This is a genomic window from Cedecea sp. AS113 (genome assembly GCF_037152415.1).
Lineage (GTDB): Bacteria > Pseudomonadota > Gammaproteobacteria > Enterobacterales > Enterobacteriaceae > Cedecea.
Genome location: NZ_JBBCMI010000006.1, coordinates 52456 through 77490, shown reverse-complemented (window position 1 = coordinate 77490; position 25035 = coordinate 52456). Strand labels below are relative to the sequence as shown.

Sequence of the window (25035 nt, the reverse complement as noted above, 5' to 3'; positions counted from 1 at the left end):
GATAGCGAGATGCCGTTTTTCCCCCTGACGAGGCGCGAACAGAATGCGTAAAATCCTGTTTTTGCTGCTGGCCACGCTGGTCATCTCGCTGTTAATCCTGCTGCCGCCGGGCACCCTTAGCCTGGCGACGCTGCAGAAATATCACGCTCAGCTTAGTCTCTGGCACGCCGAACGCCCGGCGCTGGTGATGAGCGCCTTCTTCCTTGGTTATTTCCTGATTTCCGCCCTTTCCATCCCCGGCACGCGCATTATGACCCTGATGGGCGGTGCGCTGTTTGGGCTGGTCGAAGGCACCGTACTGGTTGCTACGGCGGCAGCCAGCGGCGCAACCGTGGCGATGTTGCTGAGCCGTTATTTCTTGCATGACTGGGTACAGCGGCGCTTTGCCACCACCATGGCAAAGATCAACGAGGGCATTAAGCACAATATTACACACTGCCTGTTTGCCCTTCGCCTGGTGCCGGTTCTGCCCTTTTCCATCATCAACCTGCTGATGGGGCTGACGCCGATTTCCGCCGTTCGCTTCGCGATAGTGACGCTGCTTGGCCTGCTGCCGTCTATCGTGCTGTACATCAGCACCGGCCGCCAGCTTAGCCAGGTAGAAAGCCTGCGGGACATTATTTCCCCCACCATGCTGCTGTTATTGGCGCTGATTGGCCTGCTGCCGCTCCTGTCTCACTGGCTGATAAAAAGAACCCGCTTAAAAAGTTAAACGCCCCCGGCTATCGAAGGCGTTTTGTCGTTACCCTTGTGAAAGCAGCGTCACGTCAACATTGCCGCTAATCGCACGCGAGTACGGGCAAGTGGCGTGGGCGGTCGCGAGCAAAGTTTCCCGCTGGGCCTCGCTCAGCCCAGGTAGCCTGACGTGAAGCGTCACCGCCAGCGCAAACTGGCTGTCGTTATCGACTTTTCCCAGCGAAACACTGGCGTCCACGGCGGTTTCCTCCGGAATGCGGATAGCCAATTTTTTCCCCGCCAGCCCAATCGCCCCCATAAAGCAGGCGGAATAACCGACGGCAAAAAGCTGTTCGGGATTCGTCCCCGGCTTGCCGGACCCCGGCGTGCTGAGCTGCACGTCCAGGCTGCCGTCGTCCGAACGCCCGTGCCCGCTGCGAGCGCCAACGGTAGTGGTATGGGCGGTATAAAGCACTTTCTCGAGTTTGCTGGACATCGTGATTCCTCAATCGTGGGTAAGAAGAGCCGCCATTTAACTACCGCTATGTATCTGCCATATGTTCTCCGCCAGGCCAAAATGTATAAGTCTGTATCCGCTTCATGACCTGGCTCAAGCTCGCTGTCACGCTCCCTCCGCTATACTCCACGCCTTTACTGCAGCGGTACGGTATGACGATGGATAAACAAAAGAGAAGAGGTAGATGTGCGTAAGAGTCTCTTTGCGCTGCTGGTCATCATGGCGGGGTTGTTTTGGTATCTGCTTCCTCCGGGCACAATAAGCCTGTCGGCACTTCAGCACTCTCAGATAGCGTTTGCGCACTGGCATGCGCAGCACCCAATATTGGCGATTGTGATTTTTTTGGGCTGCTACTTTCTCACCGCCGCCTTTTCCATTCCCGGTGCCACCCTGCTCACACTGCTGGGCGGCGCTATCTTTGGTGTGGTGCAGGGCACCGTGCTGGTTGCCCTGGCGGCCACTGCAGGTGCGACCGTCGCCATGTTAATCAGCCGTTACCTGCTGCGGGACTGGGTGCAGCGCCGTTTCTCGCGCATGATGGAAAAAGTGAACCAGGGCATACGGCGCGACGGCGGCCATTATCTCTTTGCCCTGCGGCTCGCGCCGGTCTTCCCTTTTGTGCTGGTGAATTTATTAATGGGCCTGACGCCAATGGGCGTCGTTCGCTATGCCGCGATCAGCCTGCTCGGCATGCTGCCTGCCATCGTGGTCTACATTAACACCGGCAGGCAGCTGAGCCAGCTACAAAGCCTGGGCGATATTCTCTCCCCCGGTATGATGCTGGTGTTTGCCCTGCTAGGGCTATTGCCGCTGGCCGCGCGCTGGCTGGCCAGACGAACCGCCCCATAACACGCTGAGGACTTTCTCTTGCAACGCTTAATATCTGGCATACGGGCGCTGATGGTTGCCCTGACGATGATCGGCTTTAGCGCCGTCGCCCAACCTCAGTCCTGGCAGAATATTCGCCAGCAGGCCAACGGCCAGACGGTTTATTTCAACGCCTGGGGCGGCGATCCTGCCGTTAACGGCTATCTGGACTGGGTCAGCCGTGAGGTAAAAACGCATTACGGCGTGACGCTTAAAGTGGTGAAGCTGGCGGACGCGGCCGATGCGGTGAGGCGCATTCAAAGCGAAGCGACTGCGGGCAGAAAAACCAACGGATCGGTAGATCTGCTTTGGGTCAACGGTGAAAATTTTAGCGTGCTCAAGCAGGCAGGATTGCTCAGCGAAAACTGGGCCGAAAATCTGCCAAACTGGCGATATGTTGACGTGAAAAAACCTGTGCGGGAAGATTTCTCGGTACCGGTTGACGGGGCAGAAGCGCCCTGGGGAAGCGCCCAGCTGATGTTCATCGGCGATAAGAAACGCACGCCGACCTTCCCACAAAATGCAGAACAACTGTTGGCCTTCGCCAAAGCCCATCCCGGCAAGCTCAGCTACCCTCGCCCGCCGGATTTTACCGGCACGGCGTTCCTTGAACAGCTTTTGATTGTCTTGACCGAAAAACCGGCCGCGCTGAAAACGGCCCCGGATCCCGGCACCTTCGAGCAAGTCACCGCCCCGCTCTGGCGTTACCTTGACCAGCTTCATCCGTTCCTCTGGCAAAAAGGAAAAACGTTCCCGCCGACGCCGGCGCGCATGGATCGTATGCTGGCCGACGGCGAGCTGCTGCTGTCAGTGACCTTCAACCCGGCGCACGTCGACAATCTGATCGCTCGCCGCCAGCTCCAGCCGTCGGCAGAATCCTTTGGCTTTAGCGCCGGTATGCTGGGCAACGTGCATTTCGTCGCTATTCCGGCGAACAGCAGCGCCAAAGCCGGAGCGCAGATCGTGGCCAATTTCCTGATGTCCCCGGAAGCACAAATCCGCAAAGCCGATCCGGCTGTCTGGGGCGATGCGAGCGTGCTGAGCAGCAACGCACTGCCGCCACCGCACAAAGCACAGCTTGAGGATCTGGTGCCCAAAAGCCAGCATCCGGTTCCTTTCCTGGCAGAACCTCACGCCGCCTGGGTTAACGCGCTGGAGCAGGCCTGGCTTCAGCGTTACGGGTCGCGATGAGCCGCGGCTTTACGCTTGCCGGAGCACTGGCGGCGGGCCTGGTGTTTGTGCCGGTGCTGCCGGGGTTTGCGCTGATAGTGCCGCCATTGTTACAAAGTGAAACCTGGCTTGCCGTCTGGCAGGACTCACAGTGGCCGGAAGCCTTAATGACCACGCTGGTTTCAACCACTCTCAGCGTGGGCGGTTCGCTGCTGTTGACGTTAATCCTTCTCTGCACCCTGTATCCCGGCGAGCGCTGGCAGCGCTATCTTCAGCGCCTGCCGCTGCTGCTGGCGCTGCCACACGTCGCCCTTGCCAGCGGCTTTTTCTTCCTGTTTTCAGCCAGCGGCTGGCTGGCGCGCCTTTTCAACCTTTTTCTGCCGCCGGATAACTACGGCTTTACCCTCGGCCTCATGCTGGCGCTAAAAGAAGCCTGGTTCTTGCTATGGTTCTCAGCCGCACAGCTACAAAGCGAACCGCTGAGCCAGCAGATAACGTTTGCCAGAACGCTCGGCTACGGCGAGCTACAATCCCGTCTCTACGTGCTTGTGCCGCAGCTCTTGCCGCGCCTGGGCTGGGCTTTAGTGGCGGTGACGGCATACAGCCTTTCGGTCGTGGATGCCGCGCTTATTCTTGGCCCCGCTAACCCGCCCACTTTTGCCGTGCTGGCCTGGCAATGGTTAACGGACAGCGATATTTCTCGGCAGGACATGGGCCTGGCGGCCTCCTGCGTGCTGCTGCTTTTGCTCGGCGGTTTTATGGTTTTCGGGCGGTTAGCGTGGGAAGCATTTAAACTGCGAATCGAGCGTTTTTCAGGCAAGCGATGTGCCCTGAATCTTACCTCAGCAGGCACTGTGGCCAGCGCTTCACTTTCTCTGTTCGGCTTCATGGCTCTCGCCATGCTTGTCACCTGGTCCTTCGCTGAAGGCTGGTTCTATCCGGCGCGCTGGCCTGAAAGTTTAACGCTTAGCGGTTGGCAGCAGGCTGAACTGGTGCCGGTCTGGACAAGTTTTGTGGCCGGGCTTATCAGCGCTTTGATCGCGCCAGTCGTGACAATATTGTGGCTAAAGGGCTGCCCGCGCCGGTACGATCGCTGGCTGTATCTGCCGCTGCTGCTGCCTGCGCTGCCGCTGGCCGCCGGGCAGTATCAACTCCTGCTCAGGCTGAACATGGAAGGAAGCTGGGCCGCGCTTATCTGGAGCCATTTGCTGTGGGTCGTGCCTTATACGCTGTTGATTCTGGCCCCAGCCTGGCAGCGGATTGACGCTCGTCTGGTGCTGACAGCGCAAACTTTCGGCTGGTCGCCGGGGAAAATTCTCTGCCTTATCCAGATCCCATTGCTTGTCCGGCCTTTGCTGGCGGCGCTGGCCGTCGGTTTTTCGGTCGGCATCGCGCAATATTTGCCTACGCTTTATGCCGGGGCGGGCCGGTTTGCCACCGTCACAACGGAAGCCGTGGCGCTCAGCAGCGGCGGCGATCCACAGCAGTTTGCAATCCAGGCCCTGCTGCAAATGCTGCTGCCGCTGGCCGTGTTTATCGCCACAATCTCAGCCAGCCGCCTGGCTGGCACCCACAGAAAAGGATTGCGCTAATGCTCAGCGTGCGAAATTGCTCCCTCTCTCGCAATGGCGAACCACTGCTGGCGAATATCAGCTTTGACGTTGCGCCGGGTGAGATTGTTACGCTGATGGGCCCGTCTGGCGTGGGTAAATCGACGTTTCTGAACTGGATGATCGGCGATTTAGCCCCGGACTTTAGCGCCCAGGGCACGCTGCAGCTTAACCAGCGCAGCCTGACTTATTTGCCCGTTGAACAGCGCCGCATCGGCATTTTGTTCCAGGATGCGCTGCTATTCCCTCACCTTAACGTTGGGCAAAATCTGTTGATGGCGATTCCCGCCTCCGTCGCTGGGCGCTCGCTGCGGCAGCGTGTTGTTTCGGAGGTCCTGGAAAGCGCCGGGCTGGCAAACTATGGTCGCAGAGATCCGGCCACGCTCTCCGGCGGGGAACGAGCGCGCGTCAGCGTCCTGCGCGCCCTGCTGGCCGAACCCGAAGCTTTGCTGCTGGATGAGCCCTTTTCCCGGCTCGACCTGCCGCTGCGCCAGGGCTTTCGGGAATTTGTCTGGCAAAAAGCCCAACTGCTCAAACTGCCGGTCGTGCTGGTGACTCACGATGAGCAGGATGCGCCGACCCACGGCCAGATTATCCAGCTTTAGCCCATCGAACATGAGGTATCGCAAAGAAGCCAGCGCCAGCGAGGACTAAACTTTCGGCTCTTTTGCTATCCTTTAGGTTATTAGATGAAACGTGTTTCTCAGCTAACCACCGCCCTGCTGCTTGCCGGGCTGTCCCAGGTCACTTTTGCCGCCTCGGTACCCACTGAAATGAACCTCTCCAGCGTAAAAGCCGTAAACGGTGCCGTGATTGATACTCGGCCGAGCGCGTTTTACAACGGCTGGCCGCAAACCTTAAACGGCAACGGCGGCCATGAACCCACAGCCTTGAATCTTTCGGCCTCCTGGCTGGCCCTAATGAGCGATGAGCAGCTTTCAACGTGGGCTAAGCAGCATCAGTTGAGCAAAACCGGATTGATGGCGCTGTATGGTAGCGACGCTCAGGCCGTGAAAACTCGCTTAGAAAAGCTGGGGTTTACGCAGATTGCAATGCTGACCGACGCCCTGCAGGATCCTTCCCGCCTGCAAAAGCTGGCGCATTTTGAGCAGCTGGTGTACCCGCAATGGATCCATGATTTACAGAATAAAAAACCGGTCACCGCAGCGCCCGCCGGGGAGTGGAAAGTGATTGAAGCGGGCTGGGGCGCGCCGAAAAAATATCTGCTCAGCCATATTCCCGGCGCGGGCTACATCAACACCGAAGAGGTGGAGAGCGAGCCGCTGTGGAACAAAGTGTCCGACGACAAGCTGAAAACCATGCTGGCGAAGCACGGCATCCGGCACGATACGACCGTCATTTTGTATGGGCGTGATGTCTACGCGGCGGCGCGCGTGGCGGCGATCATGCTGTACGCCGGCGTGAAAGACGTCCGTCTCCTGGACGGAGGCTGGGCGACGTGGAGCGCGGCGGATCTGCCCGTTGAACGTGGCCTGCCCAGCCAGCCAACACCAGCCCCCGACTTCGGTGCCCCGATTCCCGGCCAGCCTCAGCTGATGCTGGACATGGAACAGGCGCGCGCGCTGCTGCACCGTAAAGATGCTTCTCTGGTCAGCATTCGTTCCTGGCCGGAATTTATCGGCACCACCAGCGGGTACAGCTACATCAAGCCCAAAGGCGAGATTGCGGGCGCCCGCTGGGGCCACGCGGGCTCTGACTCCACGCATATGGAAGACTTCCATAATCCGGACGGTACCATGCGGGCAGGGGACGACATCGCCGCGATGTGGAAAACCTGGAATATCTCGCCGGATCAGCAGGTTGCTTTTTACTGCGGAACCGGATGGCGCGCTTCCGAAACGCTGATGTACGCGCGGGCAATGGGCTGGAAGGACGTTGGCTTGTATGACGGCGGCTGGTACGAATGGAGCGCTGACCCTAAAAATCCTGTCGTGAGCGGCGAGCGTAAACCGAACTGATGCCGACTTGAGGACTTCCCCCCTCACCCTAATCCTCTCCCCCACGGGCAGAGGGGATAAATAGCACCTGTATTCTCCCCCAGAGCGGAATTGTTTACTTCCTCGCCCCCTGGAAGAAGGTCGGGGTGAGGGGGTTAATCTGCGGAGTCATCCAGTCGTTTTAACGTCTTATACCCGCCCCAGATGCGGTTGAGCGTGGTAAGCCAGCAAAGCCCGCCGAAGATCCACGCCAGCCAGGCAAAACCGTCCGGGAACAGGCAGCCAAGCACAAACAGCAGGAGAGTTTCGGTACCTTCCGTCAGTCCCCCCAGATAATAAAACGATTTATGGGCGTAGCCTGGATTCGCGATATCGTGCTTCTGCGCCAGGACAGCAAACGCCAGGAAGCTGCTGCCGGTGCCGATGAAAGAGAACAGCAGCCACGCGCCTGCGAGAGCATTTTGCGCCGGGTCCGCGAGAATAAAGCCAAACGGCACAAGGGCATAAAAAAGAAAATCCAGCGTAATATCGAGGAAGCCACCGGCATCGGTTAGCCCTCTGCGTCTCGCCAGCGCGCCGTCCAGGCCATCAAAAAGCCGGTTAAAGATAATGGCAACCAGCGCCGGGACATACCATTGCAGTGCCAGAAAAGGCAAAGTGAGCCCGCCAATCACGAATCCTGCCAGCGTCAACCTGTCCGGCGTGATAGCGGGCTTATCAAGCACGGCCGCCAGGCGATTAAGCACGGGTTTGATACGCGGGTGAAGGTAGCTGTCGAACATCTAGCGTTTTCCCTTCGTCGGGCATAACCCCTGGGAGGGAATATCCAGTGCGGCGTTAAAGCGAGCCGAAAGGTTCTGGAAGGCAATCAGCGCGGTGAGTTCGGTCCCCGCCTGGTCGTTGAAATGCTGCTTGAGCCTGTTTTTTAACTCGTCGGTCACCTGTGGCGGCGTGGCGGTCATCGCTTCGGCGTAGGCCAATGCGACCCGCTCTTTCTCACTAAATATCGACTCATTTTGCCAGTTGGCCACCGCCAGCACCTTATCCATCGACTGACTACGCTCTGCAAGACGCAGGCTGTTAGCGTCGATACAAAATTCACAGCTGCACAGCTGCGATACCCGGGTCATCACCAGCGAACGAATCACCGGGTCGATTTTTGCCCGGCGTCTTTCCAGAAAGCCGACAAACAGCGCCACCAGCCAGAATAAATACGGCAGTCGCCCCCACCAGCGGGTCGGGTTCAGCACCGCACCAAAATTTTTCTCCTGCATCGCCGCAATCGGGCGCAGGCTTTTGGGCAGCGTTTTAAGGGGGGCAATCCAGGGCTCGCTTTTCGTTTCCATCATTCAGTTACTCTTTTGCTGGCATCTCAGGACGAGTATTATGCCACGCCAGCCCCACGGAAAATGGACACCCATGCTAAAAAACCTTGATGTTGTCGCGGCTATTATCGAGCACGAAGGCAAAATTCTGCTCGCCCGTCGCCCTGAAAATGGCGATCAGCCCGGCCTGTGGGAATTTCCAGGTGGGAAAGTAGAAAGGGGAGAAACGCAGCCCGAAGCGCTGGCGCGGGAACTCCTGGAAGAGCTGGGAATTACGGCACAAATTAGCGGCTACGTGGCCAGCCATCAGCGCGAAGTGAGCGGGAGAATGATTCATCTGCACGCCTGGCATGTTGAGGCCTTTAGCGGCGAACCCATCGCCCATTGCCACAGCGAGCTGGTCTGGTGTGAACCGCCGGAGGCGCTTGGCTATGCCCTCGCCCCGGCGGATGTCCCACTGTTGAAGGCGTTTATGGCTTCACGCGGCGCCAGACCAGCGGATTAGTCCCTAAGACTTTGTCATCACGCTGGCATTGCAGCAAAATGCCTTCCGTCTTCACCACCGCCCCTTCAGAATAGTTTTTATTTTCATAAATACAGCACTGGTTGCAGGGCGGCGTCTGCGGCTGATTGCTGTTGGTGAACACTTCCGGCGGGATCACCACGTCAACGTCAGGCTGACGGGACTGCACCGCCATCGCTGGCAGACTCATCATTAGCCCCACGGCGGCGGCGAGCAGGCTTTTTACTGGCATCATCACTTCCCTCTTTTTTGACCCAACGTTTTGCTTTTTTTCCGTCATCCTGGGCTTTGATGCCCTTAAATGCATGCCGCACCGGCGTGGTTCGCGCCTGATGAATCAGCTCATAAAGCGTATGCACCAGCGGCTGCATAAAGTCCTGATAGCGGCACTGCTTTTCGCTGATTTGCGTCAGCGTTGATTCCCAGTGCGCGGTCATGTCTGGCCTGGCGGCCAGCTCCGGCAGCGAGTGGATCAGCGCCCGCCCGGCCTCCGTAGAATGAATATAGCGCCCTTTCTTGACCAGAAAAGCGCGTTTGAATAACAGTTCGATGATCCCGGCTCGCGTCGCCTCGGTGCCTAATCCGTCCGTGGCGCGCAGGATCTTTTTCAGATCTTTGTCCTGCACAAAGCGCGCAATCCCGGTCATCGCTGACAATAATGTCGCATCGGTAAAGTGGCGCGGCGGCTGAGTTTGCCGTTCAACCACTTCGCCATGCTCGCACAGCAGTTCGTCCCCTTTCGCCACCACCGGCAGCGGCGTGCCGTCGTTCTCTTCATCGCGCTCTTTATTGCCCAGCAGCGCCCGCCAGCCCGCTTCGGCAAGGAAACGCGCTTTAGCGATAAATTTGCCTCCGGCGATATCCAGATCGATGGTGCATTTACGGAATACGGCGTCGGCACAGAACTGCATTAAGTATTGACGGGCGATCAGGCCATAAACTTTAGCCTCATTTTCACTTAATGAGAGTGCAGAGCTGCGGGCCGTGGGAATAATCGCGTGGTGGGCATCCACTTTTTTATCGTCCCAGCAGCGGTTACGCAGATCGGCATCCACCGCGGGCTGCGGCAGTAAATCCGGCTGATGCACGCTGATGGCGTTCATCACCGCATGCCGCCCGGCGAAGTGCTCTTCGGGCAGATAGCGGCAATCGGAACGCGGATAGGTGATCAGTTTGTGGGTTTCGTACAGCTTCTGGCAAATATCCAGCACGTTCTGGGCGCTCAGCCCAAAGCGTTTCGCCGCCTCGATTTGCAGGCTGGAGAGCGAAAACGGCAGCGGCGCGGTTTCCGATTCCCGTTTATCGTTATAGGCGGTGACCAGCGCCGGGTGGTCGTTGATACGCGCGACGACGTGCTCCGCCAGCTTGCGGTTCAGCAGGCGGCCTTCTTCGTCCTGATGGGGTTCGCAGGATTCGCTCGGCTGCCACACCGCCACAAAACGCTCGTCCGCTGGCGTCACGATGTGGGCTTTTACTTCGTAATAATCTTTGGCGACAAAGTTTTCAATCTCTTCATCGCGGCGCACGACCAGGCCCAGGACTGGCGTCTGGACGCGGCCCACAGACAGTACGCCCTGGTAGCCCGCATTGCGCCCGAGAATGGTGTAGGCGCGGGTCATGTTAATCCCGTACAGCCAGTCGGCACGGGCGCGGGCCAGCGCCGAAACGCAAAGCGGAATAAATTCGCTGTTGGCGCGCAGGCGGGAAATCGCCCGCTCCACGGCCTGCGGGTTAAGGTCGTTGATCAGGCAGCGCTGCACCTGCTGGCGCTTTTCCGGAGCAAGCTGGAGATAGTCCAGCACTTCATCCACCAGCAACTGCCCTTCGCGATCGGGGTCACCCGCGTGAACCACTTCGGTGGCCTGAGCCAGCAGCTTTTTAATCGCGTTGAGCTGTTTAGTCACGGAGGGGCGAGGCTGGAGCTGCCACTTTTCCGGCACAATGGGCAAGTCAGCGAGGTTCCAGCGGGCATATCGCCCGTCGTAGGCGTCCGGCTGCGCCTGCTCCAGCAGGTGGCCAATGCACCAGGTCACCACCTGGCCATTGCCGCATTCAATAAACCCATCGCCGCGACGATGGGGCTTGGGCAGCACGTCGGCAATGGCTCGCGCAAGGCTTGGTTTTTCCGCAATAAACAGCCGCATGAATTAACGGATCTCGATCATTGGGCGGCCAGCGCGGGCCTCTTTCAATTCACCGATGGCGCTGAGCTTAATGCCGTTCCGCTCGGCAGCCGCAAAGACTTCGGCTTCGGCATCCGCACGAACCGCCAGCAGCAGGCCGCCGGAAGTTTGCGGGTCGCACAGCAGATTGCGCCAGGCCTCCGGCATCTCGCCGACGAGTTGCCCGTAGCTGGCAAAGTTGCGGGAGGTGCCGCCAGGCACGCAGCCCTGCTCGATGTAGCTTTCCACACCCGATAATTTTGGCACGCATTCAAACCAGACATCAGCTTGAACGCCCGCGCCTTCGCACATTTCGCTCAGGTGGCCCAGCAGGCCAAAACCGGTGACGTCGGTCATCGCGGTCACGCCCGCAATGTCGGCAAACTCTGCACCGACTTTGTTCAGCTGGCACATGGTTTCTGCCGCCAGACCTTTGTGCTCTGGCAGCAGCAGGGATTTTTTCTCGGCGGTGGTCAACACGCCAATGCCCAGCGGTTTGGTCAGGTACAGCTTGCAGCCTGCTTCGGCAGAGCTGTTTTTCTTCACTCGCTCGGTGGGCACAACGCCGGTCACCGCGAGGCCAAAAATCGGTTCAGGCGCGTCAATCGAGTGGCCGCCGGCCAGAGAAATCCCCGCCTGCTGGCAGACAAAACGCCCGCCTTCGATAACCTCACGAGCAATTTCGGGCGCCAGCGTATTAATCGGCCAGCCGAGAATAGCGATCGCCATAATCGGTTTCCCGCCCATGGCGTAGATGTCGCTGATGGCGTTGGTCGCCGCGATACGGCCAAAGTCGAAGGGATCGTCCACGATCGGCATGAAGAAGTCGGTGGTACTGATGATACCGGTGCCGTTGCCCAGGTCGTAAACCGCCGCATCGTCGCGGGTTTCGTTCCCCACCAGCAGGTTAGGATCGACAAACTTCGCCTGCTCGCTGTGCAGGATGGTTTCCAGCACCTTCGGGGAAATTTTGCAGCCGCATCCTGCGCCGTGGCTGTACTGGGTCAAACGAACGGTTTGCTTCATGGACTTTTCCTTTCTTTGCCAAATTCTGTACCCAATATGGTAGCGCTCAAACGCCCTGGTGGTAAGTCTGGCAGTCCTAATTCGCGTGCCGTTGCTCACTAAGCAGGCAAAGCGGAAGTTTTTTGAAGCCAGGCCGCATTTTGCCGATGCGCTCTTTTACTCAAATATGACAGTGATGTTACAACCATCGAGGCAACTATCTGGACAACCCACGCATGTAAGGAATAACAATGAAAAAACGCGTATTAGCCTTCTGTATTGCCGGCCTGTTCTCCTCTGCGGCCTTTGCCCTTGCCCCTCCGGGAAATGACGCCACCACCAAGCCCGATCTCTATTACCTGACCAACGCCCAGGCCATTGACAGCCTGGCGCTGCTGCCGCCGCCGCCTGAAATCGGCAGCATTGCGTTTCTGAACGATCAGGCGATGTATGAGAAAGGCCGCCTGCTGCGCGCCACCGAACGCGGCAAGCTGGCCGAAGAAGATGCCAACCTGAGCGGTGGCGGCGTGGCTAACGCTTTCTCCGGCGCGTTTGGCTCGCCAATTACCGAAAAAGATGCGCCGGAACTGCACAAGCTGCTGACCAACATGATTGAGGACGCCGGTGACCTCGCCACGCGCGGTGCAAAAGAAAAGTACATGCGCATCCGCCCGTTTGCCTTCTACGGTGTGCCAACCTGTAACACCAAAGAGCAGGATAAGCTGTCGAAAAATGGCTCTTATCCGTCCGGGCATACCTCAATTGGCTGGGCTACCGCGCTGGTGCTGGCGGAAATCAACCCGCAGCGCCAGAACGAGATCCTGAAACGCGGGTTTGATCTGGGGCAAAGCCGGGTGATTTGCGGTTACCACTGGCAAAGCGATATTGATGCCGCTCGCGTCGTGGGATCTGCCGTAGTGGCCACGCTGCATACCAACGCCGCCTTCCAGCAGCAGCTGCAGAAAGCGAAAGACGAGTTTGCGAAACAGCAGAAGAAATAAGAAATGGAACCTGCCGGGCGCGCCCGGCAGGATAATGTCCAATCAGAAGCGAGAAACGAACGCAGAAGTATCCGGGGTGCTGATGGTCGTCGACGCTTTCAACTGCGGCGTGCCGAGGTAGAGGAAGCCCACCACTTTGTCCTGCTCGCGGCCACCCAGTCCTTCGCGCACCAAATCATTTTCAGTCCACGCGCCGCTGCGCCAGATACCGTTAAAGCCCTGGGCCACCGCCGCCATTTGCATCGCCATCACCGCACAGCCTGCGGAAACCACCTGCTCCCACACCGGCACTTTATGGTTAGTCTCGCAATGCGCGACCACAGCAATGATTTGCGGGGCGCGGAACGGCGATGTACGCGCCTTTTCAACGCTTTTTTCATCCATGCCGGCCGCAAGGGCTGCTTTCTCTAAAAGCTGAGCAAAGCGCTCGCGCCCTTCCCCTTCAATAACAATGAAGCGCCACGGCTGGAGCATACCGTGGTCCGGCGCGCGCATTCCGGCACGCAGAATATTTTCCAGCACTTCACCCGCCGGAGCCGGCTCGGCCAGACGGGAGGCGCTACGGCGGTTAATCAAAAGTTCAAGTGCATCCATTTAAAAGCCCCTTACTGACAGGAAATGACTGGCAAAGCGTGGAGGTTGCCCCAGTCCGTCAAATGATTTTCATTCACAAAATTAACACAGCCGTAGTTTTTGTTACAGCGCCGCCCCGATTTCCTGCTGACATTTCCTCGCCCTCTCTTTAGGATAGCCTTTACTTTCGCCGCTTTAGCCAGCTTCATTGCGGCGTGCGGGTAATACCCCTGTTGAAGGTTATGGAGAAAACATGCGCACCATTGGGCGATTTATTAGCGGCTTTTTTAAGTGGACCTGGCGTCTGCTTAATTTTATTCGGGAATTTATTCTCAACTTGTTCCTTATCCTGCTGATCCTGGTCGGAGTCGGCATCTGGATGCAGGTAAAAAGCACGCCTGCAGAACCTGCGCGCGGGGCGCTGCTGCTGGATATCACCGGCGTGGTGGTAGACAAACCGTCGGTCAGCAATAAGCTGGGCGTGATTGGCCGCCAGCTGGTGGGCGCCAGCTCTGACCGTCTGCAGGAGAATTCCCTGTTCGACATCGTCGACGCCATTCGTCAGGCGAAAGACGACCGCAATATCACCGGCATCGTGCTGGATCTGAAAGATTTCGCCGGGGCCGACCAGCCGTCAATGCAGTACATCGGTAAAGCGCTGCGCGAGTTCCGCGACGGCGGCAAGCCGGTTTATGCCATGGGCGACAGCTATAACCAGAGTCAGTACTACCTGGCAAGCTTTGCCAATAAAATCTGGCTCTCACCGCAGGGCATGGTTGACCTGCACGGGTTTGCCACCAACGCGCTGTATTACAAAACCCTGCTGGATAAGCTGAAGGTCTCAACGCACGTCTTCCGCGTCGGCACTTACAAATCAGCGGTTGAGCCGTATATCCGCGACGATATGTCCCCTGCCGCGCGCGACGCGGACAGCCGCTGGATTGGTGAGCTGTGGCAAAACTACCTGAACACCATCGCGGCCAACCGCCAGATCACCGCTCAGCAGGCTTTCCCTGGCGCTCAGGCGCTGCTGGATAACCTGCAAAAACTGGGTGGCGACACCGCAAAATATGCCCTGGACAATAAACTCGTGGACGAGCTGGCGAGCAGTGCTGCTGTAGACAAAGCACTGGTGAAGCAGTTCGGCTGGAGCAAAGCCAACAAAGACTTTAGCTACACCAGTATTTACGACTACACCGTGAAAAAACCGTCTGAGCAAGGCGATGCCATCGCGGTGATCTTCGCCAACGGCGCGATTATGGACGGGGAAGAAACCCCGGGCCAGGTCGGCGGCGATACTACGGCCATGCAGATCCGTGAAGCGCGTCTGGATCCGAAGGTGAAAGCCATCGTCTTCCGCGTGAACAGCCCTGGCGGCAGCGTCACTGCGTCCGAAACCATCCGTGAAGAGCTTGTGGCCGCGCGTGAAGCCGGGAAGCCAATTGTGGTTTCCATGGGCGGCATGGCGGCATCCGGCGGGTACTGGATCTCCACCCCGGCGAACTACATCATCGCCAACTCAAGCACGCTGACTGGCTCGATTGGTATTTTCGGTGTCATCAACACCGTAGAAAACACCCTCGATGCGATTGGTGTGCATACCGACGGCGTATCAACGTCGCCGCTGGCCGACGTGGCCGTGACCAAGAAACTGCCGCCTGAAGTACAGCAGATGATGCAGCTCAGCATCGATAACGGCTACAAGCGCTTTATTGGCCTGGTGGCGGCGTCCCGTAAGAAAACGCCGGAGCAAATCGATCAGATTGCTCAGGGCCACGTCTGGACCGGGGAAGATGCCAAAGCCAACGGCCTGGTGGACAGCCTGGGTGACTTTGACGACGCCGTGGCCAAAGCCGCCGAGCTGGCGAAGCTGAAAAGCTGGCACCTGGCGTTCTGGCAGGATGACGCGACCTTCACCGACATGGTCTTTAACGCCATGACCGGCTCGGTACGCGCCGCGCTGCCGCAGGCCATTCAGGCTTACCTGCCAGCGCCACTGGCGGATGCCGCGCTGGCGGTCAAGGCCCAGAATGACAAATTCGGCACCATGAACGATCCGCAAAACCGTTACGCCTTCTGCCTCACCTGCGGCGATGTGCGTTAATTTACTCAAATGAATCAAAGCCCGGTTAAACCGGGCTTTTTTTTTCCGTCATCCTCTCTATACTCTGCCGCAAATATCGAAAGCCTCGAGCAAAACTATGCCAAAGAAATCTATCTACGTTGCCTACACCGGCGGTACTATCGGGATGCAGCGTTCTGAACACGGCTACATTCCTGTTTCCGGCCATCTTCAGCGCCAGCTGGCGATGATGCCTGAATTCCACCGCCCGGAAATGCCGGACTTCACGATCCACGAATACGATCCGCTGATGGACTCTTCGGACATGACGCCTGAAGACTGGCAGCACATCGCCGACGACATCAAAGCCCACTACGACGAGTATGACGGCTTCGTGATCCTCCACGGCACGGACACCATGGCGTTTACCGCCTCGGCGCTCTCGTTCATGCTGGAGAACCTCAGCAAGCCGGTGATCGTCACGGGTTCACAGATTCCGCTGGCGGAGCTGCGTTCTGACGGGCAAATCAACCTGCTTAATTCGCTGTACGTGGCGGCCAACTACCCGATCAACGAAGTGACGCTGTTCTTCAACAATCGTCTCTATCGCGGGAACCGCACCACCAAAGCCCATGCCGACGGCTTTGATGCCTTTGCTTCACCTAACCTTGCGCCGCTGCTGGAAGCCGGGATCCACATCCGCAAGCTGAATACGCCGCCGGCCCCGCACGGCGAAGGCGAACTGATTGTCCACCCGATCACGCCGCAGCCGATTGGCGTGGTCACCATCTATCCAGGCATTTCTGCCGACGTCGTGGGCAACTTCCTGCGTCAGCCGGTCAAGGCGCTGATCCTGCGTTCTTACGGCGTGGGTAATGCCCCGCAGCAGGGCGCGTTCATTAAAGAGTTGCAGGAAGCTAGCGCGCGCGGCATCGTGGTGGTTAACCTCACGCAGTGTATGTCCGGCAAAGTGAACATGGGCGGCTATGCTACCGGCAACGCGCTGGCGCAGGCGGGCGTTATCAGCGGCTTTGATATGACGGTGGAAGCGACGTTAACCAAGCTTCACTATCTGCTGAGCCAGGGTCTGGATGCCCAGGCGATCCGTGATGCCATGTCGTGCAACCTGCGTGGTGAACTCACCCCCGACGAATAAGGAACGCCAATGGCGCGACGTGCTTTGCTGTTGATTGATTTGCAGAACGATTTTTGTGCCGGTGGCACGCTCGCGGTCCCGGAAGGTGACAGCACCGTTGAGGTCGCTAACCAGCTTATCGAACTGTTTAACGCCCGCGGTGAAAACGTGGTTGCCACTCAAGACTGGCACCCGGCAAAGCACGGAAGTTTCGCCAGTACGCAAGGCACTGAATCTTTTTCTGAGGGCATGCTCGACGGCCTGGCGCAAACCTGGTGGCCCGATCACTGCATTCAGAACAGCGAAGGGGCGAAACTTCACCCGCTGCTGAAGGCTTCCGGCGTCCATAAGATCGTCTATAAAGGCCAAAATCCGGCTATCGACAGCTACAGCGCGTTTTTCGATAACGGCCACCGGCAGCAAACCGAGCTGGATGCCTGGCTGCGCGAGCACGACATCAGCAGCCTGGTGGTGTTGGGGCTGGCAACGGATTTCTGCGTGAAATTTACCGTGCTTGACGCGCTGGAGCTGGGTTATGAAGTGATAGTCATCACCGATGGCTGTCGCGGCGTGAACCTGCGGCCCCAGAGCAGCCTGGAGGCATTCCAGGAGATGGCGGTTGAAGGCGCCACGCTAATGACCTTCGCCGATTTTACCTGCCAATAATCGTAGGGGCGGCCCCCCGCCCCACACTTTTGTATCGATTCCGCTCACAATCTACGCTTTTTTTGCTCGCCCTAGCCTGGGAGCGCTCTCATAATCATATTCAGTGAATTTATTCAGCATGTTAGCTGATTTCGCTTTCCGCCGTTTTCGTCTGTTAAGCGTGGCCGGGGAGCTTTTATGTTGTGCCCGTCAAAGAGGAATCATTATGTCATTCACACGTAAAATGTTACCGCTGGTGGCCGCGGTGACGCTCGCCTGCAGCGGCGTTGCGCAGGCTGAATCTTTGCTTTCCGTGGGTTACTTCAACGGCGGTGGCGACGTCACTGCCGGTCCCGGGGGGGATATCAATAAGCTTGATGTTCGCCAGATTACCCACCTCAATTACTCCTTTGGCCTGATTTATAACGACGAGAAAGGCGAAACCAACGAAGCGCTGAAAGATTCGTCAAAACTGCATCAAATCTATCTTTCCCCGAAAGTTGTCTCCGACCTTGAAACCCTGCCGGCACTGCGGAAACAGAATCCACAGCTGAAAATCTTGCTGTCCGTTGGTGGCTGGGGGGCTCGCGGTTTCTCTGCCGCAGCAGCAACGCCTGAAAACCGCGCGGTGTTTATCCGCTCGGTGCAGGAAGTGATGGACAAATATGGCCTGGATGGGATCGACCTTGACTGGGAGTTCCCGGTAAATGGCGCCTGGGGCCTGGTGGATAAGCTGGACGCCGACCGGGATAATTTCACCGCCCTGCTGAAAGAGTTGCGCAAAGCCGTGGGCGACAAAAAACTGGTTACCATTGCCGTCGGGGCCAATGCCGAAAGCCCGAAAAGCTGGGTTGATGTGAAAGCCATTGCGCCGGTGCTGAACTACATCAACCTGATGACCTACGACATGGCGTACGGCACGCAGTACTTCAACTCGAATCTCTATGATTCGAAAAAGTGGCCGACCGTGGCCGAAGCCGACAAGTACAGCGCTGATTTCGTAGTAAATAACTATCTCGCAGCCGGGCTGAAACCAGCGCAGATGAACCTCGGCATCGGCTTCTATGGCCGCGTACCTAAGCGTGCCGTAGAGCCGGGCATTGACTGGTCAAAACCCGACGCGCAGAAAAATCCGGTCACACAGCCCTACTTCGGCGAGCGTGAGCTGGAGCTGTTTAAAACCGCGCTGGGCGTGGATCTGACGAAAGACACTTACGTCAAATACAACGACCTGGTGAAGAAAATGCTGAACGACCCGCAGAAGCGCTTCACCGAAGAGTGGGATGACGACGCGAAGGTGCCGTACCTGACGCTGAAGTCTGCTGAAGGTAAACCGCTGTTTGCCATTTCCTATGAGAATCCGCGCTCGGTGAAAATCAAAGCCGAGTACATCAAGGAGAAGGGGCTGGGCGGCGCGATGTTCTGGGAATACGGCGCGGATGACAACAACCAGTTGGCGAAACAGCTCGCCGAGTCGCTGGGCATCGATCACGCTAAATAGCGGTTAACGCAGAAAAACGAAGGGAGACCAGTGAGTCTCCCTTTTGTTTACTGCAGCTTCATCGTCACAAACGGCGCAGGCTCGATGCCAAACTCCGCTTTCAGCTGCTGCTTGCTCTTCATCACCATCTGGCCATTGGTGTCGATAGTCATGTGCTGCGCCTCCGTGTTGTGGCGCGCCTGCCACAGCATCACCAGCTGGAGGCTGTTGTCTTTTTGCTCCTGGGTCAGCGCCACGCCATCAGGCCACTTTCCCAGCTCGACCGCGGTCGCCAGGCGCTGATAAATCTCCGGCGTCATCACGCTCAACATCTCATCCAGATTGCTCATTGGGCACCCCGTCGCAGAATAATTAGCTGAATCGATTCTTCAACCCTCAACCTGCTCACCATTTTGCCCATCGGTGAAGCTCAGCGAGGCCGAGTTAACGCAATACCGCTCCCCGGTCGGCTGCGGGCCATCCGGGAACACATGGCCCAGGTGCGCGTCGCAGCTGCCGCAGCGGATTTCAACGCGTTCCATGCCGTGGGAATTATCGGTCAGATAGCGGATGGCATCGGGGCTGACAGGCTCGTAGAAGCTTGGCCAGCCGCAGCCTGAGTCGTATTTTGTTTCCGAAAGAAACAGCGGGGCCTCACACACCAGGCAGTGATAAATCCCGTCACGCTTATTATGCAGTAAACGCCCTGAATACGGCGGTTCAGTGCCGTGCTTCTGGGTCACGTAGTATTGCATCTCGCTGAGGTTTTTCTTATTTGAATCAGGGGGTAATTGATTAGACATAGGTGTACATCTCGGTCAGTTCAATTGGGACAGCTCACGGCCCCATTCTAACAAAAAATTAACAACACCGTGCTGCTTTTTGTTCTAAACTTAGCCCTGAAATTCTGGCACGGCACAAAGCGTGACGTGAATCACATTATTGTTGGGACTGGCGTTTAAAATCCCCCGCATCGTCCCCATTTGGATTTAAGCCCAAAAGGAAGCGTGAGGCGTTCAGTCGTACAAACCCTGGTCACAGGATTGATTTGTCGCAATGATTGACACGATTCCGCTTGACGCTGCGTAAGGTTTTTGTAATTTTACAGCCAACCTTTTATTCACTAAAAAATAGCTGGTGGAATACTATGACTATCAAAGTAGGTATCAACGGTTTTGGTCGTATCGGCCGTATCGTTTTCCGTGCTGCTCAGGAACGTTCTGACATCGAAATCGTTGCAATCAACGACCTGTTAGACGCTGACTATATGGCTTACATGCTGAAGTACGACTCAACTCACGGTCGTTTCAACGGTACTGTAGAAGTTAAAGACGGCAACCTGGTTGTTAACGGTAAAACTATCCGTGTTACCGCAGAACGTGACCCGGCTAACCTGAAGTGGAACGAAGTGAACGTTGACGTTGTTGCTGAAGCAACAGGTCTGTTCCTGACTGACGAAACCGCACGTAAGCACATCACTGCTGGCGCGAAAAAAGTTGTTCTGACTGGTCCTTCCAAAGACAACACCCCAATGTTCGTTCGCGGCGCTAACTTCGAAAAATACGCAGGCCAGGACATCGTTTCCAACGCATCTTGCACCACCAACTGCCTGGCTCCACTGGCTAAAGTTATCAACGACAACTTCGGTATCGTTGAAGGCCTGATGACTACCGTTCACGCTACCACCGCAACTCAGAAAACCGTTGATGGCCCGTCTCACAAAGACTGGCGCGGCGGCCGCGGCGCAGCTCAGAACATCATCCCTTCTTCTACCGGTGCTGCTAAAGCTGTAGGCGTTGTACTGCCAGAGCTGAAAGGCAAACTGACTGGTATGGCGTTCCGCGTTCCTACCCCTAACGTGTCCGTTGTTGATCTGACCGTTCGTCTGGAAAAAGCTGCTTCTTACGAAGAAATTAAGAAAGCAATCAAAGCTGCTTCCGAAGGCGCAATGAAAGGCGTTCTGGGCTACACCGAAGACGACGTAGTGTCTACCGACTTCAACGGCGAAGTACTGACTTCCGTGTTTGATGCTAAAGCTGGTATCGCACTGAACGACAACTTTGTGAAACTGGTTTCCTGGTACGATAACGAAACTGGCTACTCCAACAAAGTACTGGATCTGATCGCTCACATCTCCAAATAAGTTGAGATGAGAACCTGATCCTAAAGGGCGACTTCGGTCGCTCTTTTTTTTGCCTCAAATCACCAGGACTAAGGAAAAAAGAAATGATTAATAAAATTTTTGCACTTCCGGTCGTCGAACAAATTACCCCTGTGCTTACCCGCCGCGTAAACGATGAGCTGGACGTCATCGTCGTTGATCACCCACAGGTTCGGGCATCTTTCGCACTTCAGGGCGCACACCTGCTCTCCTGGCAGCCTGCCGGTGAAGATGAGGTGCTGTGGCTGAGCGACATCACCCCGTTCCATAAAGGCAAAGCGCTGCGCGGCGGTGTGCCTATTTGCTGGCCGTGGTTTGGTCCGGCGGAGCAGCCTGGCCTGCCGGCGCACGGTTTTGCCCGCAACCAGCCGTGGACGCTGAGCGCGCACAATGAAGACGCCAGCGGCGTGGTGCTGACCTTTGAGCTGCATAACAATGCCGAGACGCTGAAGCTGTGGCCGCATGAATTCACGCTGTATGCCCGCTTCAAGCTGGGCAAAACCTGTGAAATCGAGCTGGAAGCACACGGTGAGTTCGAAACTACCTCGGCCCTGCACACCTACTTCAACGTCGGCGACATCGCAGATGTGAAGGTCAGCGGCCTGGGTAATCCGTATATCGATAAAGTGCTGAATGAAGCCCCGGGCCAGTTGACCGACGGCGTACAAACCTTCCCGGACCGCACCGATCGTCTTTATCTGGAGCCGGAAGAGTGCAGCGTCATTCATGATGCCAGCCAGTTGAAGCGCATCCTGAACGTGGTTCATCACCATCATTACAACGTGGTGGGCTGGAACCCAGGCCCGGCGCTGTCCGTTTCGATGGGCGATATGCCGGACGACGGCTACAAAACCTTCGTCTGCGTAGAAACCGCCTGCGCATCTAAAAAACAGAAAGCCAGCGCGGAAAAACCGACCCGTCTGAGCCAGACCATCAGCGTGGCGAAGAAAGGCTAAGCGACTTTCACCAGCTTAGGGCAAAGGCCGTCAACCTCTGCCCCATTAAAAAGCAAACGGGGCGCAAGCGCCCCGTTTTAGTGCACTGATTGCACCTATTAGAAGCTGTAGTTGACGCCCGTCAGCAGCACACCAGTCCAGTTGCTGTCGACCATTGGGCTGTCGGTCACTTCTTTGGACAAACGCATGTAGCGGCCCATACCGAACACGTTCCAGTCGGCGTTCAGCTTATAGTTGACGGACAGCTCAACGTACGGTGACCAGCTGTTACCCGCGTCGTACTCGTTCAGGCCGCTGCGGTTGGACTCCTTGCCGCTCACGCCGTAGTAGTAGTCGTTTTGATTCTTGCTGTCCCACACGACACCAATCCCCGGCGTGACCGTCAGGCTATCCGCGTTGTAGCGATACAGCCAGGCGGTATCCCAGGTGATGCCGTTGCTGTTGTTCAGGATATCCCCGGCCAGCACGGTACGCAGGAAGCCATAGTCGGTGTTATGCACCCAGGACAGGCCCGCCATCACGGTAGAATGGCGGTAGTCCAGCGCGCGCATGCTGTCGTAATTGCTGTCTTTCGGCCTGAAATGCAGCGGCGAATAATAGGCGGTGACGGACAGCTTATCGGCCTGGTCATTCCACAAGTAGTAACCCGCGTTGAACCCGCGGAAGTAGAAATTGTCACCTTCATAGCCCAGCAGAGGCGCCGGATAGACGCGGTTCTGGTCACCTTTGTAAGGGTTTGGCGAAACCAGCGCCCCCGCACCGATAGACCATGGGCCCTCTGCGTGCGCAGCGGTAACGGAAGAGGCTAACAGTACGCCTAATGCGAGAATTTTGAATTTGGTCACAATCCTTTCAGTCCTTTAATCAAATAATCAGCGCAGGAAGTGTAACCGCCCTTGGCTCCCATCCCAAATAATTTACTTAGTCACAACCTTCAACCAACTTTTTAGCTTCCCGCAATCAGATGACGGCGGATTTTCAGCTTTATGTCAGCCAGATGAAAGCAAACACTGTCGCTTATCTCAAATACGAAATTTTTAGGATGAGTTATTGATATGTCATTGAAATTGAGCGTTGGCCGTATGCAAGTTTTGCAAATGCCATCTACGCTTTATTTTAGGAAGGTGAAACGCTGAGACGGCGGCGTGAGCGCCCGGTATCAACCTGGCACAAGGGTTGCTGTTCATTTAGCAGACGTCTTCCGGGGAGCCTCTATTACACATACCAACGGCTCTTTAACCTGTGCTAAAAACGAAAGGACGGCATGCCATGAATATATTCGATCACTATCGCCAGCGTTATGAAGCTGCCAAGGACGAAGAGTTCACACTGCAGGAATTTCTTGCTATCTGTAAACAAGATCGCAGTGCCTACGCGAATGCGGCAGAACGGCTATTGACGGCCATTGGTGAGCCAGTGATGGTAGACACTGCCACAGAGCCACGGCTGTCCCGTCTCTTTTCAAACCGGGTGGTTGCCCGTTACCCGGCGTTTGAAGAGTTTTATGGCATGGAAGAGGCTATCGAACAGATCGTGGCCTACCTGAAACACGCGGCTCAGGGGTTGGAAGAGAAGAAACAAATTCTCTATCTGCTGGGGCCGGTGGGCGGCGGTAAATCTTCCCTGGCCGAGCGCCTGAAAGCCTTGATGCAGCGCGTGCCTATTTACGTGCTGAGCGCCAACGGCGAACGTAGCCCGGTCAACGACCATCCGCTGTGCCTGTTTAACCCGCAGGAAGACGCCTCCATTCTGGAAAAAGAATATGGCATCCCTAACCGCTACCTCGGCACCATCATGTCGCCGTGGGCAGCCAAACGCCTGAGCGAATTTGGCGGCGACATCACCAAATTCCGCGTGGTGAAAGTCTGGCCGTCCATTCTGGCGCAGATTGCGATTGCCAAAACCGAACCCGGCGATGAGAACAACCAGGATATCTCTGCGCTGGTCGGTAAAGTGGATATCCGCAAACTGGAACACCACGCGCAAAACGACCCGGATGCTTACGGCTACTCCGGGGCGCTGTGCCGGGCCAACCAGGGCATCATGGAATTTGTGGAGATGTTTAAAGCGCCCATCAAGGTGCTTCACCCGCTGCTGACCGCCACTCAGGAAGGCAACTACAACGGCACGGAAGGCATCTCTGCCCTGCCGTTCAACGGGATTATTCTTGCGCACTCGAACGAATCCGAGTGGGTCACCTTCCGCAATAACAAAAACAACGAGGCGTTCCTTGACCGCGTGTACATCGTCAAGGTGCCTTACTGCCTGCGCATCTCGGAAGAAATCAAAATCTACGAGAAACTGCTCAACCACAGCGAACTGTCCCACGCGCCTTGCGCCCCGGGCACCCTGGAAACGCTTTCTCGCTTCTCTATCCTGTCGCGCCTGAAAGAGCCGGAAAACTCCAGCATCTACTCGAAAATGCGCGTCTATGACGGGGAAAGTCTGAAAGACACCGATCCGAAAGCCAAGTCCTACCAGGAATATCGGGACTACGCCGGGGTCGATGAAGGCATGAACGGGCTCTCGACGCGCTTCGCCTTTAAAATCCTCTCCCGCGTGTTCAACTTTGACCACGTTGAAGTGGCAGCTAACCCGGTGCACCTGTTCTATGTGCTGGAACAGCAAATCGAACGCGAGCAGTTCCCGCAGGATCAGGCAGAGAAATACCTGGAGTACCTCAAAGGCTACCTGATTCCGAAATATGCGGAATTTATCGGCAAAGAAATCCAGACCGCCTATCTCGAGTCTTACTCAGAGTACGGGCAGAACATTTTTGACCGGTATGTCACCTACGCTGATTTCTGGATTCAGGATCAGGAGTACCGCGACCCGGATACCGGCCAGCTGTTTGACCGCGAATCCCTGAACGCGGAGCTGGAGAAAATTGAAAAACCGGCCGGGATCAGCAACCCGAAAGATTTCCGCAATGAAATCGTCAACTTCGTGCTGCGTGCCCGGGCCAATAATAACGGTCGTAACCCAAACTGGACCAGCTACGAGAAGCTGCGCACGGTTATCGAGAAGAAAATGTTCTCGAACACCGAAGAGCTGCTGCCCGTTATCTCGTTCAACGCCAAAACCTCCACCGACGAGCAGAAGAAACACGATGATTTTGTCGATCGGATGATGGAGAAAGGCTACACCCGCAAGCAGGTTCGCCTGCTGTGTGAATGGTATCTGCGGGTCCGTAAGTCTTCTTAAGGGAGT

General features: G+C 56.7%; 25 protein-coding genes. 15 read left to right on the top strand and 10 right to left on the bottom strand.

The window, feature by feature from the left end; genetic code table 11:
• The first annotated feature begins 43 nt into the window (after positions 1-43).
• Positions 44-712 carry a VTT domain-containing protein gene (locus tag WFN87_RS09020; RefSeq protein ID WP_166994000.1) on the top strand — a complete coding sequence of 223 codons (669 nt, stop codon included), beginning with the start codon at positions 44-46 and terminating at the stop codon, positions 710-712.
• 30 nt (positions 713-742) lie between these two features.
• On the opposite strand, the gene WFN87_RS09015 is transcribed toward WFN87_RS09020, so the two are convergent.
• Positions 743-1171, bottom strand: coding sequence for an organic hydroperoxide resistance protein (locus WFN87_RS09015; RefSeq protein ID WP_008456632.1), 429 nt, complete (start codon positions 1169-1171; stop codon positions 743-745).
• A gap of 207 nt (positions 1172-1378) precedes the next feature.
• Between WFN87_RS09015 and WFN87_RS09010 the strand changes: the two genes are divergently transcribed.
• From WFN87_RS09010 to WFN87_RS08990, 5 genes are all read left to right on the top strand, one after another.
• Positions 1379-2041 (top strand): TVP38/TMEM64 family protein, encoded by a 663-nt coding sequence (locus WFN87_RS09010; protein ID WP_336982540.1) that lies wholly within the window; start codon positions 1379-1381, stop codon positions 2039-2041.
• A 51-nt stretch (positions 2042-2092) separates the two neighbouring features.
• The gene (locus tag WFN87_RS09005; protein ID WP_336817897.1) at positions 2093-3250 is read left to right on the top strand and encodes an ABC transporter substrate-binding protein; all 1158 of its coding nucleotides are present in this window, start codon (positions 2093-2095) and stop codon (positions 3248-3250) included.
• Positions 3247-4821: an ABC transporter permease gene (locus tag WFN87_RS09000; protein ID WP_336982538.1), complete on the top strand. Its 1575-nt coding sequence runs from the start codon at positions 3247-3249 to the stop codon at positions 4819-4821. The genes WFN87_RS09005 and WFN87_RS09000 overlap by 4 nt, the downstream gene beginning before the upstream one ends.
• Positions 4821-5444, top strand: coding sequence for an ATP-binding cassette domain-containing protein (locus WFN87_RS08995; RefSeq protein WP_336982536.1), 624 nt, complete (start codon positions 4821-4823; stop codon positions 5442-5444). Before WFN87_RS09000 ends, WFN87_RS08995 begins: the two co-directional genes overlap by 1 nt.
• 84 nt (positions 5445-5528) lie before the next feature.
• Positions 5529-6818 (top strand): sulfurtransferase, encoded by a 1290-nt coding sequence (locus tag WFN87_RS08990; protein WP_336982534.1) that lies wholly within the window; start codon positions 5529-5531, stop codon positions 6816-6818.
• A 134-nt stretch (positions 6819-6952) separates the two neighbouring features.
• On the opposite strand, the gene WFN87_RS08985 is transcribed toward WFN87_RS08990, so the two are convergent.
• Together WFN87_RS08985 and WFN87_RS08980 are read right to left on the bottom strand one after the other, a co-directional pair.
• On the bottom strand, positions 6953-7579 hold the full coding sequence (locus WFN87_RS08985) for a CDP-alcohol phosphatidyltransferase family protein (RefSeq protein ID WP_336982532.1): 627 nt from the start codon (positions 7577-7579) through the stop codon (positions 6953-6955).
• A complete protein-coding gene (locus WFN87_RS08980; RefSeq protein WP_336982530.1) occupies positions 7580-8146 on the bottom strand; it encodes a carboxymuconolactone decarboxylase family protein in 567 nt (188 codons plus the stop codon). It abuts the gene before it with no gap.
• 70 nt (positions 8147-8216) lie between these two features.
• On the opposite strand from WFN87_RS08980, the gene WFN87_RS08975 reads away from it, so the two are divergent.
• Positions 8217-8627 carry a pyrimidine (deoxy)nucleoside triphosphate diphosphatase gene (locus WFN87_RS08975; RefSeq protein ID WP_336708025.1) on the top strand — a complete coding sequence of 137 codons (411 nt, stop codon included), beginning with the start codon at positions 8217-8219 and terminating at the stop codon, positions 8625-8627.
• Here WFN87_RS08975 and WFN87_RS08970 read toward each other — a convergent pair.
• Genes WFN87_RS08970 through selD form a run of 3 tightly spaced genes read right to left on the bottom strand, consistent with a single transcriptional unit; the run spans position 8593 to position 11833 of the window.
• Entirely contained in the window at positions 8593-8838 is a 246-nt protein-coding gene (locus WFN87_RS08970; protein ID WP_286180254.1) for a YnjH family protein, read from the bottom strand. The genes WFN87_RS08975 and WFN87_RS08970 overlap by 35 nt on opposite strands.
• The gene (locus WFN87_RS08965) at positions 8795-10789 is read right to left on the bottom strand and encodes a DNA topoisomerase III (protein ID WP_336982527.1); all 1995 of its coding nucleotides are present in this window, start codon (positions 10787-10789) and stop codon (positions 8795-8797) included. The genes WFN87_RS08970 and WFN87_RS08965 overlap by 44 nt, the downstream gene beginning before the upstream one ends.
• A gap of 3 nt (positions 10790-10792) precedes the next feature.
• A complete protein-coding gene (gene selD, locus WFN87_RS08960) occupies positions 10793-11833 on the bottom strand; it encodes a selenide, water dikinase SelD (protein WP_336982525.1) in 1041 nt (346 codons plus the stop codon).
• Positions 11834-12063: 230 nt separating this feature from the next.
• Here selD and phoC point away from each other — a divergent pair, with 230 nt between their 5' ends.
• Entirely contained in the window at positions 12064-12813 is a 750-nt protein-coding gene (gene phoC, locus WFN87_RS08955) for an acid phosphatase PhoC (protein ID WP_008456655.1), read from the top strand.
• Between the two features lie 42 nt (positions 12814-12855).
• Here phoC and WFN87_RS08950 read toward each other — a convergent pair whose 3' ends face one another.
• Entirely contained in the window at positions 12856-13407 is a 552-nt protein-coding gene (locus WFN87_RS08950) for an NAD(P)H nitroreductase (protein WP_336982523.1), read from the bottom strand.
• 232 nt (positions 13408-13639) lie between these two features.
• Here WFN87_RS08950 and sppA point away from each other — a divergent pair, with 232 nt between their 5' ends.
• The 4 genes from sppA (at position 13640) to WFN87_RS08930 (ending at position 18729) form a co-directional block, all read left to right on the top strand.
• Positions 13640-15490, top strand: coding sequence for a signal peptide peptidase SppA (sppA, locus tag WFN87_RS08945; protein ID WP_336817708.1), 1851 nt, complete (start codon positions 13640-13642; stop codon positions 15488-15490).
• Between the two features lie 97 nt (positions 15491-15587).
• Positions 15588-16604, top strand: coding sequence for an asparaginase (ansA, locus tag WFN87_RS08940; protein WP_008456661.1), 1017 nt, complete (start codon positions 15588-15590; stop codon positions 16602-16604).
• Positions 16605-16613: 9 nt separating this feature from the next.
• Entirely contained in the window at positions 16614-17249 is a 636-nt protein-coding gene (pncA, locus tag WFN87_RS08935; protein ID WP_166993980.1) for a bifunctional nicotinamidase/pyrazinamidase, read from the top strand.
• 205 nt (positions 17250-17454) lie between these two features.
• Positions 17455-18729 carry a glycosyl hydrolase family 18 protein gene (locus WFN87_RS08930; protein WP_166993978.1) on the top strand — a complete coding sequence of 425 codons (1275 nt, stop codon included), beginning with the start codon at positions 17455-17457 and terminating at the stop codon, positions 18727-18729.
• A 47-nt stretch (positions 18730-18776) separates the two neighbouring features.
• On the opposite strand, the gene WFN87_RS08925 is transcribed toward WFN87_RS08930, so the two are convergent.
• Together WFN87_RS08925 and msrB are read right to left on the bottom strand one after the other, a co-directional pair.
• Positions 18777-19058 carry a YeaC family protein gene (locus WFN87_RS08925; protein WP_008456664.1) on the bottom strand — a complete coding sequence of 94 codons (282 nt, stop codon included), beginning with the start codon at positions 19056-19058 and terminating at the stop codon, positions 18777-18779.
• 39 nt (positions 19059-19097) lie between these two features.
• Complete coding sequence (gene msrB, locus WFN87_RS08920; RefSeq protein WP_008456665.1) at positions 19098-19511, bottom strand: peptide-methionine (R)-S-oxide reductase MsrB; 414 nt, start codon at positions 19509-19511, stop codon at positions 19098-19100.
• A gap of 344 nt (positions 19512-19855) precedes the next feature.
• On the opposite strand from msrB, the gene gapA reads away from it, so the two are divergent.
• Both gapA and WFN87_RS08910 read left to right on the top strand, forming a co-directional pair.
• Complete coding sequence (gene gapA, locus WFN87_RS08915; RefSeq protein ID WP_008456666.1) at positions 19856-20851, top strand: glyceraldehyde-3-phosphate dehydrogenase; 996 nt, start codon at positions 19856-19858, stop codon at positions 20849-20851.
• Positions 20852-20934: 83 nt separating this feature from the next.
• Positions 20935-21825 (top strand): D-hexose-6-phosphate mutarotase, encoded by an 891-nt coding sequence (locus tag WFN87_RS08910; protein ID WP_336982519.1) that lies wholly within the window; start codon positions 20935-20937, stop codon positions 21823-21825.
• Between the two features lie 98 nt (positions 21826-21923).
• On the opposite strand, the gene WFN87_RS08905 is transcribed toward WFN87_RS08910, so the two are convergent.
• Positions 21924-22670, bottom strand: a complete 747-nt coding sequence (locus tag WFN87_RS08905; protein WP_008456668.1) for a MipA/OmpV family protein — start codon at positions 22668-22670, stop codon at positions 21924-21926.
• Positions 22671-23094: 424 nt separating this feature from the next.
• Between WFN87_RS08905 and yeaG the strand changes: the two genes are divergently transcribed.
• Positions 23095-25029, top strand: coding sequence for a protein kinase YeaG (gene yeaG / locus WFN87_RS08900; protein ID WP_008456669.1), 1935 nt, complete (start codon positions 23095-23097; stop codon positions 25027-25029).
• The last annotated feature ends 6 nt before the right edge of the window (positions 25030-25035 follow it).